This is a genomic window from Halobacillus halophilus DSM 2266 (assembly GCF_000284515.1).
In the GTDB taxonomy this organism is placed as follows: domain Bacteria; phylum Bacillota; class Bacilli; order Bacillales; family Halobacillaceae; genus Halobacillus; species Halobacillus halophilus.
In genome coordinates, this window is the sequence record NC_017668.1 from 1318082 (window position 1) to 1330487 (window position 12406).

At 40.7% G+C, this 12406-nt stretch carries 15 protein-coding genes; 7 read left to right on the forward strand and 8 right to left on the reverse strand.

Annotated features, from left to right (window positions below; all coding sequences use genetic code 11):
• Positions 1-46 precede the first annotated feature (46 nt).
• The 3 genes from HBHAL_RS06525 (at position 47) to spxA (ending at position 2680) form a co-directional block, all read left to right on the forward strand.
• Positions 47-1264: a putative glycoside hydrolase gene (locus tag HBHAL_RS06525; protein ID WP_014642559.1), complete on the forward strand. Its 1218-nt coding sequence runs from the start codon at positions 47-49 to the stop codon at positions 1262-1264.
• 143 nt (positions 1265-1407) lie between these two features.
• Positions 1408-2001: a GNAT family N-acetyltransferase gene (locus tag HBHAL_RS06530; RefSeq protein WP_014642561.1), complete on the forward strand. Its 594-nt coding sequence runs from the start codon at positions 1408-1410 to the stop codon at positions 1999-2001.
• A gap of 283 nt (positions 2002-2284) precedes the next feature.
• Positions 2285-2680, forward strand: coding sequence for a transcriptional regulator SpxA (gene spxA, locus HBHAL_RS06535; protein ID WP_014642562.1), 396 nt, complete (start codon positions 2285-2287; stop codon positions 2678-2680).
• Positions 2681-2726: 46 nt separating this feature from the next.
• Here the strand turns inward: spxA and HBHAL_RS06540 are convergent, their stop codons facing one another.
• A complete protein-coding gene (locus tag HBHAL_RS06540; RefSeq protein WP_014642563.1) occupies positions 2727-3389 on the reverse strand; it encodes a TerC family protein in 663 nt (220 codons plus the stop codon).
• Positions 3390-3685: 296 nt separating this feature from the next.
• On the opposite strand from HBHAL_RS06540, the gene mecA reads away from it, so the two are divergent.
• From mecA to pepF, 3 genes are all read left to right on the forward strand, one after another.
• Positions 3686-4387, forward strand: a complete 702-nt coding sequence (gene mecA / locus HBHAL_RS06545; protein WP_014642564.1) for an adaptor protein MecA — start codon at positions 3686-3688, stop codon at positions 4385-4387.
• A gap of 95 nt (positions 4388-4482) precedes the next feature.
• Positions 4483-5628 carry a competence protein CoiA gene (locus HBHAL_RS06550; RefSeq protein WP_014642565.1) on the forward strand — a complete coding sequence of 382 codons (1146 nt, stop codon included), beginning with the start codon at positions 4483-4485 and terminating at the stop codon, positions 5626-5628.
• Positions 5629-5691: 63 nt separating this feature from the next.
• A complete protein-coding gene (gene pepF / locus HBHAL_RS06555) occupies positions 5692-7500 on the forward strand; it encodes an oligoendopeptidase F (protein ID WP_014642566.1) in 1809 nt (602 codons plus the stop codon).
• Between the two features lie 43 nt (positions 7501-7543).
• Here pepF and HBHAL_RS21810 read toward each other — a convergent pair whose 3' ends face one another.
• From HBHAL_RS21810 to HBHAL_RS06585, 7 genes are all read right to left on the reverse strand, one after another.
• Positions 7544-7720: a hypothetical protein gene (locus HBHAL_RS21810; RefSeq protein ID WP_223254264.1), complete on the reverse strand. Its 177-nt coding sequence runs from the start codon at positions 7718-7720 to the stop codon at positions 7544-7546.
• Positions 7721-7862: 142 nt separating this feature from the next.
• Positions 7863-8051, reverse strand: a complete 189-nt coding sequence (locus tag HBHAL_RS06560; protein ID WP_014642568.1) for a hypothetical protein — start codon at positions 8049-8051, stop codon at positions 7863-7865.
• A 41-nt stretch (positions 8052-8092) separates the two neighbouring features.
• Positions 8093-8893 carry a hypothetical protein gene (locus HBHAL_RS06565; protein ID WP_231853980.1) on the reverse strand — a complete coding sequence of 267 codons (801 nt, stop codon included), beginning with the start codon at positions 8891-8893 and terminating at the stop codon, positions 8093-8095.
• A 31-nt stretch (positions 8894-8924) separates the two neighbouring features.
• A complete protein-coding gene (locus HBHAL_RS06570) occupies positions 8925-9479 on the reverse strand; it encodes a hypothetical protein (protein WP_014642570.1) in 555 nt (184 codons plus the stop codon).
• A gap of 242 nt (positions 9480-9721) precedes the next feature.
• Positions 9722-10612 carry a ClpXP adapter SpxH family protein gene (locus tag HBHAL_RS06575; protein WP_014642571.1) on the reverse strand — a complete coding sequence of 297 codons (891 nt, stop codon included), beginning with the start codon at positions 10610-10612 and terminating at the stop codon, positions 9722-9724.
• On the reverse strand, positions 10609-11010 hold the full coding sequence (locus tag HBHAL_RS06580) for a globin domain-containing protein (protein ID WP_014642572.1): 402 nt from the start codon (positions 11008-11010) through the stop codon (positions 10609-10611). Before HBHAL_RS06580 ends, HBHAL_RS06575 begins: the two co-directional genes overlap by 4 nt.
• Positions 11011-11064: 54 nt before the next feature.
• On the reverse strand, positions 11065-11646 hold the full coding sequence (locus HBHAL_RS06585) for a CYTH domain-containing protein (RefSeq protein ID WP_014642573.1): 582 nt from the start codon (positions 11644-11646) through the stop codon (positions 11065-11067).
• A gap of 113 nt (positions 11647-11759) precedes the next feature.
• On the opposite strand from HBHAL_RS06585, the gene HBHAL_RS06590 reads away from it, so the two are divergent.
• Positions 11760-12398 (forward strand): GTP pyrophosphokinase, encoded by a 639-nt coding sequence (locus tag HBHAL_RS06590; RefSeq protein ID WP_014642574.1) that lies wholly within the window; start codon positions 11760-11762, stop codon positions 12396-12398.
• Positions 12399-12406 lie beyond the last annotated feature (8 nt).

Consider the following 12406-nt stretch of genomic DNA (forward strand, 5'->3'; position numbering starts at 1 on the left):
TTATATAATGAATAGTGACAAAAAATTTAAATAGGAGCAGGATCAAATGGGGAAAAAACTGAAATGGATGTTAATCGTTGCTAGTCTTTTGCTGATCTCTTGTACTGTACCACTACATAACGCTAATGCCGCAGATGAAGAAAAGAAAGAAGCCCTTATGCTTACGAAGAAAGAACTAGGTTTGAAGAAGCTGGATACCTCGCAGCCAGCTGCACGCTTTATGTTTAATTCAGGACTTAATTTTGAATATCCGGACGCAGTAAGAGGGATATATGTCACGGGTCCTTCTGCCGGCGGAAAGAAAATGAGTGAATTGACTAAACTGGTGGAGAACTCAGACTTAAATGCCATGGTAATCGATATTAAAGAAGATCATGGAAACATTACCTTTCAACCGGAAAAAGGCTCGCCGTACGCAGACATTGCCGAACCATTTATCGATGATCCCAAGAAAATGCTGAAAACCCTTGAAGAGAAAGGTATTTATCCTATTGCCCGTGTGGTAGTATTTAAGGATTCGATGCTTGCTGAAAAGCGACCGGATTTGTCCTACACTAAAAATGGCAAGGTGTGGGTGAATGGACGCGGAGAAGCATTTGTTAACCCATTCTTGAAAGAAGTATGGGAGTACAACCTGGATATTGCGAAGCAGGCAGCTGAAATGGGCTTCCAGGAAATCCAGTTTGATTATGTTCGTTTTCCAGAGGGATTCGGAAATCGTGACAGCGTCCTGGAATATGACCAGGGTGAATATGCTGAACTGGAAATGGAAGAAGTACAGAAACGTGTGAAAGCTGTAACCGATTTTGTAGCTTTTGCCAACAAAGAATTATCTCATTACGACGTTGATGTTTCTGTGGACATCTTCGGTTATTCCGCTACGATTCCGGAAGCTCCAAACATTGGGCAGAATTTCTCGAAAATCTCTGAAAACGTAGATGTTATATCATCGATGATTTATCCTAGTCACTGGGGGCCATATTTTGGCATATCCAAACCGGATACCGAACCTTATCGTGTCATTGATGAGTACGCTAAAGTAGAGAATGAGGTATTAAGTAAACTGGAGAATAAACCAACTTCCCGCCCATGGCTGCAGGATTTTGAAGCACCCTGGCTTTATTCAGGAGCTACTAAGCAGTATGGCAAGGCTGAAGTAGAAGCTCAAATTAAAGCTCTTGAAGAAAACGGGATCCATGAATATCTCTTATGGAACGCTACAAATAATTACACATCAAATGTTGATTATACCCCTATGAATTAATAACGAAGAGTGCTGGAAACCGGCACTCTTCGTTTATTTTTAAAGGAAGCAGGGAAGGTTACTAAATGGAGGACGTCTACGGATTTAACAATAATCACAAACTTCTGTATAATGAAAGTAATTAATGAAAAGGGAGTAGATCAATGAATTGGTATGAAAAGCTGAACAAATATTTCCCTGTAGAGGAAATGAAGTCAAAAGAACATATGGAAGCATTGCTTAAAGAAAAAAGCGACGTCTACTATAAGGATGAAGGTGACAAGCATGTATTAATGTATGCAGAATTCGATTCTTTCATTTTTATTGATTATGTATACGTTTCCACTGCTGCTCGCGGCCAAGGGCTTGGACACAAACTTATTGAGAAAATGAAAGCCAAAAACAAACCAATCATTCTGGAAGTAGAGCCTGTGGATTATGATGAGACGGATTCCGAAAAACGTCTTCGCTTCTATCAAAGAGAAGGCTTTAAGCACGCCCAGTCGATTGGGTACACGAGGCGCTCCCTCGCTACGAATGAAGTCAATCAGATGGAGATTCTTTATTGGTCCCCTGAAGGCGCTTCAGAAGAAGAGATTTATGAACAAATGAAACGTATGTATACGGAAGTTCATACCTACAGAGATGAAGATTTCTACGGTAAATCCTATCAGCATGTAGATGAAGTTCTTCAAATGGATGAAAATCGTGGAATTGAGGATATTTTAGACGAACTGGATAAGTCTAAAAATTCTTAGGTTTCATTACCCACCAATAAACAGGTGGGTTTTTTCAATAAATGTTCACAATTGAAAAAAACTCTTATTTTTTATATTGAATGTGGTTTAAGTTAACGCTTGCAGTGGTACATATTACTTCAAGATGAAAATAGACGTTATAGGGTTCGTTCCTGTTCATATAGACATATGAAACAGTTGACAGATGTGTTATAGTTTAAGTAGGTTAGATTATAAAGATTGTAATTTAATAAGCAGTTCAAATTTTTACCATAATAAAAATATTGAGGAGTGAAGTTTCTGTATGGTCACACTTTATACCTCACCAAGTTGTACATCATGCCGTAAAGCAAAGGCTTGGCTTGAAGAGCACGATATCCCTTATACGGAGAGGAACATCTTTTCCGAACCTCTTACTTTAGATGAGATTAAGCAGATCCTTAGAATGACGGAAGATGGAACAGAAGAGATTATCTCTACGCGTTCTAAAGTATTCCAAAAGCTGAAGGTTGATTTCGATCAATTGCCGATGCAGGATTTATTTGATCTTATTCAGGAAAACCCTGGTTTACTTCGCCGCCCGATCATCATTGATGATAAGCGTCTGCAAGTAGGATATAACGAAGATGAGATTCGTCGCTTCCTTCCGCGAAGTGTACGTACGTTCCAATTAAAAGAAGCACAGAAGTTAGTTAATTAAATAAACGTTAAAACTGTGGTCCTGAGGGTCACAGTTTTTGTTTTAATTATGTCCTTTCTTTTCGTTTATTTACAAAATAACCTGTAAATGTAACGGCTACTACAGAAAGGACAGGCATCCAGACTTTTACTTCAGGATAGTCCATGATGAGGTAAGAAACGGAGTGATCCTCAATCATCATTTCAGCTGCTGTATAGGCGAGTAATCCTGCTCCGAAGTAGATGAGAAGGGGAAACTTGTCCATAAGCAGGAGAATGAATCGACTTCCCCAGATGATAATCGGCACGGAAATTAATAATCCGAAGACCACAAGTACGATATTGTTATGGGAAGCTCCAGCAATAGCGAGTACATTGTCAAAGCCCATGACAATATCAGCCAGTACGATTGTTTTAACGGCGGTCATTAAGTTGTCTCCTCCATGAATATCCTGATTATCATCGTTATCTGTTAATAATTGCATGGCAATGTAAAAAAGAAACAGTCCACCGACTAATTGAAGGTAGGGAATTTGGAGAAGATAAAGAGCAACAGCTGTTAGTAAGATACGAGCTGCGATGGCAAGGCCTGTCCCAAGAAAAATAGCTTTATTTCTCTGGTGCTTGGGAAGGTTCCGACTGGCAAGGGCGATGACGATGGCGTTATCGCCGCCTAAAATGATATCAATACTGATAATGATTAAAATTGGTTCAAGCATGTCCCAGTTCATAATAAATCCTCCCGCTTGTAGTGACAAAGCAATCAGAATAAGCTAAAATGGTAACCCAACAGAAACAAAAGATGGGTCTTAAAAAAAGATATTCATTTTGGGTATGGTTATATGCTGAATTGAAGCAATTTGTTTTCCATTTGCCTTACACTGTCATACAATAGAATTAATCAATCCTTCATTCTACACATTTTGAAGGTTGAGGCTTTGACCTAACGGGTAAGGTTTTATAAGCATTAAAAAAGGGTGAGTATTCCCTTCCCCCTTAATACTTGTTAAGAAGGGAGAGAAATTTCATGGAAATAGAACGTATTAATGAAAACACGGTTAAGTTTTACGTCACTTACCAGGATGTAGAACAGCGTGGGTTCGACAGAGAAGAAATTTGGTATAACCGGGAACGAAGCGAGCAGCTTTTCTGGGAAATGATGGATGAAGTGAATGATCAGGAAAACTTCCAGGCTGATGGTCCATTGTGGATTCAAGTTCAAGCCATGGATAAAGGTTTAGAAGTGATCGTAACAAAAGCACAAGTCTCCCAGGATGGTCAAAAACTCGAGCTCCCTAGTGACGATGAAAATGCTATTGATGTACCGGTTGATGAAAAACTGGAATCTTTGCTTGACGATAAATTTAGTAAATCTGATCAAAACGATCAGGATGAAGAACAGGGCACAGAGGATGAGGATCACAAGGATGAACCGTTGACATTCACATTGAAATTCAATGAGTTTGAAGATGTCATTCAACTCAGCCACTACATGTCTGTTGAAAATTCCATGGATCAGCGTCTTTTCCATTTTGAAGACAACTATTATTTATATATTCAGTTCATTGATGAAAATATGAGTGATGAAGAACAGGAAAATATGTTGAGCCAAGTAATGGAATTCGGACATGAGTCACCTGTAACGATTTATCGTTTAGAGGAATATGGTAAAACCATATTCGATGAACAAGCTTTGACCAGGGTCAAAGAATATTTTCCAGCTCATTAACGTTTACAAGCACACCCTTACAAGTGTGCTTATTTTTTTGTACATAAAGGAAAAATGTGGATAGGTGTCGAATAGAAAGAGGAGGAGGTGAAGGATTGTTTTACGCCGAGGATTCCTCAGGAAAGCTACAGTCATTATTACATTTAACCCCTCAAGAACTGCAGGCGCCACGAACTCGTTCCTACTATTGTCCTCATTGTAAAGAAGTCCTGCTGATTCGATCAGGACCAAAAGTGAAACCGCACTTTGCGCATTTTCCCAAAAGTGAGTGTATCGTTAACCGGGGGGAGGGTGAAGCGCATGAACAAGGAAAATGGGCTTTATATGAGTGGCTGATCCATCACAACTACGAAGCAAAACTAGAATACCCGTTATGTGGTCCCGCTCAGCGTCCCGATGTATTTGTAACCATTGGATCTAAACAAATAGCCATTGAATATCAATGTGCCAGAATTTCTAAAGAAGAAATTCTGCGGCGATCGAGTCAGTACAAAGAACATGGTATTTTCCCTCTCTGGATTCTGGGAAGTCATCTCTTGAAACGAACGTCTCCAGATACGATCCACATGACTGAATTTCTTCGGAATTTTCTCTATTCCTTTCATCATCACTATTCCCTCTACTTTTTTAACTCCAAAACCCAGCGTTTAACGATGGCTTCCAACTTGAGAAGCGTCAGCCAGCGAAAAACTTTAGCCGACCTGCGCTCTTATTCGCTCTCAAGCATCCAATTTCCCCAGTTGTTTCAAATCTCTGCTTCATCCTCTTTGCATGACTTGCTGCCTATGTGGGAAAAACTATTGTATAAGCAACGGACCGTATATAATCCACACGTCAGTAAAGAAGTGCAGGCATTTCGGGACGATGTGTACAGGAGAGGAGTTCACGTTTCATTGCTTCCTACACTTGCCTTCCTGCCCTCTAAGGGGGAGCTTGCCGGAGCGGGGCCTTCCTATGTGTGGCAGACGAAGTTTTTATTTGATCATTTCATAGAACTAGAAGTAGGAGCCCCCGTAAATTTCCCTGAACAGGCTGCTCCTCCTACGATTAATGGATATCAGCCGGATTTAATGAAAGAATATTCATATCTGCTGGAAGCTCTCGGATACATCAATAAGTCCGTAAATAAGGGATGGGTTAAGAAAAAGCAGGTCGTTTTTCATCAACATATAACGCATGCTCTCGAAGACGATCGAAAGACTGTCGCGGCATTAAAAAAACTGGAAAGAATTAATATTTAAGAAGGGATTCACACCTAAATCGAGAATTGGTTAGGGTGACGAACTATCTGAAGGAGGATCATGATGGCTGCAACTAAACAATTACCTAAAAGAGAAGAGGTACCCGTAGAAAAAACATGGGACCTTGAAGCTATTTTTGCTACAGACGAAGAGTGGTATAAAGAGCTGAAAGAAGCAGAGGAACTCCTGCCTGAACTGGATCAATACCGTGGAAAACTGGGCGAATCTGCTGAACAGCTTTACAACCTTCTTGATTTTCAAGATAAAATTTCCAATAAAATTGGCCTGCTTTTTACTTATGCCCATATGCGCAAAGATCAGGATACAACAAACTCCCATTATCAGGAAATGAATGCCAAAGCGGAAAGCTTATATACAAAGATTGCCTCGGCAATGAGCTTTATTGTGCCGGAAATCTTAGCTCTCCCTGAAGGAAAAATTAAAGGATTTATTAAGGAATATGAACCACTGAAATTGTATGAGCATACGCTTGATGAGATTACACGACGTAAGGAGCATGTTCTTAGTGAGAAGGAAGAAAAACTGCTCGCTGGTTTCTCTGAAATAGGAGCCAATCCATCGCAGACATTTGGAGCTTTAAATAATGCGGATCTTACTTTTCCAACGATCAAGAATGAAGAAGGGGAAGAGGTAGATCTTACTCACGGCCGTTATGTCGGTTTTCTTAAATCCGATGACCGTGAAGTACGAAAATCCGCGTTTGAAGCGATGTATGATACATTTGGTTCTTTCAAAAATACGTTTGCATCGACATTGAGCGGTCATGTGAAGAAAAATAATTTTAATGCTCAGGTTAGAAATTACGAACGCGCACGTGAAGCGAAATTAAACAACAATAATATTCCGGAAACGGTTTATGATAATTTAATTGAAGCTGTTAATGAACGTCTGCCCCTGCTTCATCGCTATATCGAACTTAGAAAAGAAGTGCTCGGATTAGATGAAGTTCATATGTACGACATCTACACGCCGCTCGTTAAGGACGCGGAAATGAAAGTGTCTTATGAGGAAGCCAAAGACCTGGTTCTGAAAGGACTCGAGCCGCTAGGGGAGGAATATGTCAATACCGTGAAGGAAGGCTTTGAGAACCGCTGGATTGACGTTGAGGAGAACAAAGGGAAGCGAAGCGGAGCTTATTCCTCAGGTCACTACGGAACAAACCCTTATATATTAATGAATTGGCAGGATAATGTGAATAATTTATTTACACTCGCTCATGAATTGGGACATTCCCTGCACAGCTATTATACGCATGCGAATCAGCCATACCGTTACGGGAATTATTCCATTTTCGTGGCTGAAGTGGCTTCAACGTGTAATGAGGCACTATTGAATGATTACATGCTGAAGAATACGAAGAGTGAGAAGGAACAGCTTTATTTATTGAATAACTTCCTGGAAGGTTTCCGCGGCACGGTATTCAGACAAACGATGTTTGCTGAATTTGAACACGAGATTCATATGCAGGCTCAAAACGGGGAAGCTTTGACAGCGGATAAGCTCACAGAAATCTACTACGACCTGAATAAGAAATATTTTGGAGACAATATTGTGATTGATGATCATATCGGCCTGGAATGGGCTCGTATTCCTCACTTCTATATGGGGTATTATGTTTATCAATACGCTACTGGCTACGCGGCAGCTACGGCGCTTGCGGATCAGATCCTTTCTGAAGGCGACACAGCAGTTGAACGATATAAGAGTTTCCTTAAAGCAGGAAGCAGCGACTATCCGATTGAAGTGCTGAAACAGGCAGGTGTGGACATGACTTCTAAAGATCCGATTTTGTCCGCCCTTGATGTATTTGAAGAAAAGCTGAATGAAATGGAAGAACTGCTTAAAAAGTAAGCATATAAAAGACCCGCGTGATCCTTACTGGCACGCGGGTTTTCTAATGAAATCCTTTAAATGTTTTTCTGTGATAAATAAAGGAGATGCACAGATAGATGGAAATAAAGAGAAGCGGGGAGGTAATGTATAAAGGATATAAACGCATTAAGCCGAATAAGTGAAAACTGCCCAATAATATAAAAACCAAGCAGCAGGCGATGATTTTCCAGACTGTCATAGCTCTTCCTCCTTTGATTATATCTATGACTGTTGTTAGCCTGTCTATGCTCCCATCTCCTGGAAGTTAAAAAGAAATCCTTAGATATATGGGCTTTTCCCAGGATACCTAAAGATGTATGTCCATCATTTTTAGAGGAGTATTAAGCGGAGTTTTGCTTTTTTAGTTCAAAGACAAGTGCAATAAAACCAATAAACCCGCCAACAGCTAATAGAAATGAGATAATGGTACTGTCCATAGCTGGTTCCCCTGTAAGTAAACTATTAACTCCCCAAAAGCATAAAATAAAATTTCCAATTAATCCGATTCCGATTCTAACTTTTTTATTCATAGCTATCTCCTCTCCAAAATCCTATTCTAATCCGCATCATCTTATCCATTTATAGAACGGTTCATAAATAGAAAGCTGATGACAGCAAGCAGCAGCCGTTTATTTTTGAACGAGAGCTCGTTCGATAACTCTACGATGTCGTTATCAACGTCACGGAATAACTCGGTGTATTCATGAGGGAAGCGGCCACTATAAAAATGCGCCCAGCGATGACCATCTTCATCAGATAAGGAAAAATCACCGCTTGTTCCTGAGGCCTTTACGGAGAGAACAGGTCGGTTTTCCTCGTCTTTAATTTCTCCTTTAACCTGGAAAAGGCTTTTATATTCTTCTTGTATGTAAGTGCCTGAATGATTTCCTGCTGCGTCAAAAATGGCAACCTTCGTTTCCTTAAATCCGTTTCGCCGAAAGGAAAAAAGCTTTTCACCGTCCTGGGTGTAAAAGCTGTATGTACTCGGGATGAACGATAAGATAGACTTTTGGAAAAACACAATTGGGCGGCCCCACCATGGCAGTTTATCCGTTTTCAACATGCCAAAATAGGCTCCGTTTTTTTCGAAAGCCATCAGCCGTGGGAGGCTGCTTGCATCGGATTTCCATACGACATGGTCAGACTCCATGAGAGAACCTGATGCTTCCGGTATGGACAGGTCTTTCACTTTATTATATTTGTGGCGGCTTGATCCTGCAATCATTCCCATAAAAATAACCGGAACAAGCAGGACGGCTGCTTCCAGCCATTCTTGACTCGTCTCCGGCCAATTCCATAGCAAGTATCCTCCCAAAATTAGAATGAGGGCACCTATAAGGGAATGGGCCAATTTTTCTCTTCTTTTGTACATATCAGCAATCATTGTTAATCCTTCTTTCTTTTCATTTGTCGGCAGTATCATCTACATCATCTACAATCTGTTTCGCGTGAATCAAAGACAAATTGTAGGTTTGTCTCAATCTTTTTACACATTCCACTTTCGAATCCAGCTGCATCCATTCATACGCTTTCTCTTTCACTTGTTCTTCGTCCAAAGAAGAGTATTCATCGTTTTCACCGTGTTTCTGTGATCCCTCCAGGACGTATCCAAGTAATAATGTAGCTGGAATGAGGGCAATTACGATAGCGATCCATGAACTCATGGTTTTTACCCAGCCTTCTAGCTGAAGGCTCTCTTTTATAACATAGTTGGCGGTGTAAATAAAGATCAGTGTAAGAGCTATAGCTCCTAAATAAGCAAATGCGACAGTTAGCACTCGTCGTTTTTCAGGACAACTTCTGCGTGGTTTTTTAAGACCTCCTTTAGCTATGTAAAAACAAAGATAGACAGATGGGGCAGCGATCAAAAGCCATTCCTTATAACCAAAAACAGTCCACACGAAAAAGTAAGGCGCTATTAATAGCCAGCCTAAACTGTTAAAAAATTTTTTGCTCATTAAATATTTTTCACCTCCTCATTTGTGACAGATTACAATGGGTATTACGATCATTTATGTAAAAAGTTTCATGAAAATTACACCCCGAGAGAAAAGATTGGGTTGCGGGCAATAGGAGGAGCTGACGGCGCAATAGAGGTAGAAAACGGGCCTATGAACGCTCCAGTTCAATTACGCATAAAAAAACGATACCGAAATCGTTAGACAGCCATCTAACCATTTCGGTACCGTTTCAAAGACGCTTAGTATGTGCCGAGATATTCCCAGAAGGCACCGTGTTTCACTGGGATTTCACGCGCTTTCTGTTTCAGCACTAATTTTTTCATTTCTTTCTTTGCCTGCTGTTCTGTCCAGTCGTAGACGACCGCAACTTCTTTGTTCGCTACAAATCGATAGTAGTGCAAAAAGTCTTCAAGAGCTGGCTTAATGGCAGGGGTTGGATCCTTTTGCAGCATCTCTTTCAGAACTTTTACATACACGTCATAGGAATACATACCGGTTATTTTAAGTCCGGCATCTTCTTCTGATTCATTGAAAAGGACGATCGTAGGAGTGGATTCCACTTCCATTTCGTGTGTCAATTTCAAGTCGCAGTTTAAAGCGTTGCGAGCGGCATCGGAATGAAGGTCCTTCTTAAATTCATCTACATCCAGACGGCTCTTACTGGCGCATTCAATTAATACATCTTCATCGGAAATATTCTGTTTTTCCAGGAAAACATACTCCTGAATTTTTCTGAGAAACCGCATGCCGGCTTTTTTACCTTGCAGCTCGGCTGCTTTTACAGCTAGAGAAGCCGCGAAAGGGGAGGAAACCGGGTTCTCAATCCAAACATCACCATCACAGCACATGCCGGTCCGGGAAGTGGTGCTGTCCCACGCTTTTTTCAGATTTTCAGGTTTCTTCACTTTATTTTGCTGAAAGGAAGTCAACTTCCCGCTAATAATGGGACGGATGGTAAAGAAGCGGCCGTACTCGATAGTGAGTTTTTTTAAGAATGGTTCAAGTGACCAGCATTCAGGACAGAGCGGATCGATAAACACATAGATTTCTATGGGCCGCTTTAATAAATTGAAAAAACCGCTGGCTGTTCCTTGGGTGTCATTATTGCTGCTCAAGCTTTTCCAACTCACTTCGATTCTCCTTTCTCCTCTTCTGGTGTGTTCATCATGTGGTTCGCCGTCATCGTTAATCGCTCGAATATAGCGGACCGGTAAGGTTCTTCAATAGAAACCTCGTTTAAAGCGCCTGACATACAAGACAGCCAGGCGTCTCTTCGAGTTGGTGTAATTTCAAAAGGCAGGTGTCTGGCTCTCAGCATCGGGTGACCATGCTCTTCGATGTAAAGAGGAGGACCGCCGAAGAACTGAGTCAAAAACTGCTTCTGTTTTCGTGCGGTTTCCGTTAAATCTTCCGGAAAGATCGGAATTAATTCCGGGTGACGGCTCACTCGGCTGTAAAATGCTTCGACAAGCTCCGATATTTTTTCTTCACCAAGCGCCTCATAAATCGTTCCAGGTCGCTGTACCATAAAATCCCTTCCTGTCTGTTAATCCATTTTAGCAATGGGCGTGTGCTACGGCAACTATTCTGATTCTTGCCGGGCTTTATAAAAGCGTTTAATCTTATTATCTGTTTCCCTTTCAGGAATATTGCATTGATTTAAAATTTGGGAAAAAACGGATTTTCCTTGTTCTTTTGATTGAGCTTCGAGTTCTAGCTCAAAATCTTCCTGATCATAATAGAGGCTGTGATCGAGAACGAGAAGGGTATCCTTGTACTCGATTTCCTTTCTTCTTGTGGTCAGGGAACCAAGGAATTTCAAGTCCTCCAAAGAAACGCCAAGCTCTTCCAGCTGTTTCCCGACATTCGGTTTTTCCACCATGCGGTTTTGGATCCATAAATCTGCCTCGTGTTCAGACAATGAGTCATGGGTTTCAAGCAGCCCTTCAGGATGAGGCTGTTTCAGGGTCAACGTCCATTGGTCATTTTTTTTCCTGATGCGGAGAGCCGCCCCTAGACTGCGAAGCTTTAAATCATCTGATTCAAAATAATAATTGGTTTGCTCCATGAATTCAACTGATTCGAATGGGTATAATTGGTGTACACGATCGTACTCACCCTTCGTGAGCAGGTTCTTATATTCAATTTCGATTTCCTGGGACAATTTAGAATGCCTCCTTTATCATTTCTGATGTGACTTAACTTTATGATACAATGAATGCATAAGAAAACGCACATATTTACTATACAGATTGGATACATAAAGGTGGGCGCAAGATGAATTGGGATATATTTATAGCACCTTATGGACAAGTAGTTGACGAACTAAAAGTAAAACTAAAGGGAATGCGCCAACAGTTTGAATATGAAATGGAGCAGTCTCCGATTGAATTTGTCACGGGTCGCGTAAAACCAAGATCAAGTATTATTGAAAAAGCCAGGAGAAAAGCCATTAATCCTGAAAACATTGAAAAAGAGTTACAGGATATAGCGGGTGTGCGTGTAGTCTGTCAATTTGTAGATGATATTTATGCTGTCGTAGACATGCTCAAAAATCGTCATGACTTTACCATTGTAGAAGAGAAGGATTACATCTCCCGCAAAAAAGAGAGCGGTTACAGGTCCTACCACGTAATCATTGAGTATCCAGTCGAAACCATCCATGGAGAAAAGATTGTGTTAGCAGAAATTCAAATCCGTACACTGGCTATGAATTTCTGGGCAACCAACGAACACTCCTTAAATTATAAATATGCTGGTAAAATACCAACAGAAATTAAAAGCCGGTTAAAGCGGGCAGGCGAAGCAGCCTTCCGCCTGGATGAAGAAATGTCCAAGATTAAAAGTGAAATCCAGGAAGCCCAAAAAGTATTTTTGCGTAAAGAAGATCAGAAAAACCATAATAAAAAGAAGTAGAGGAGTGG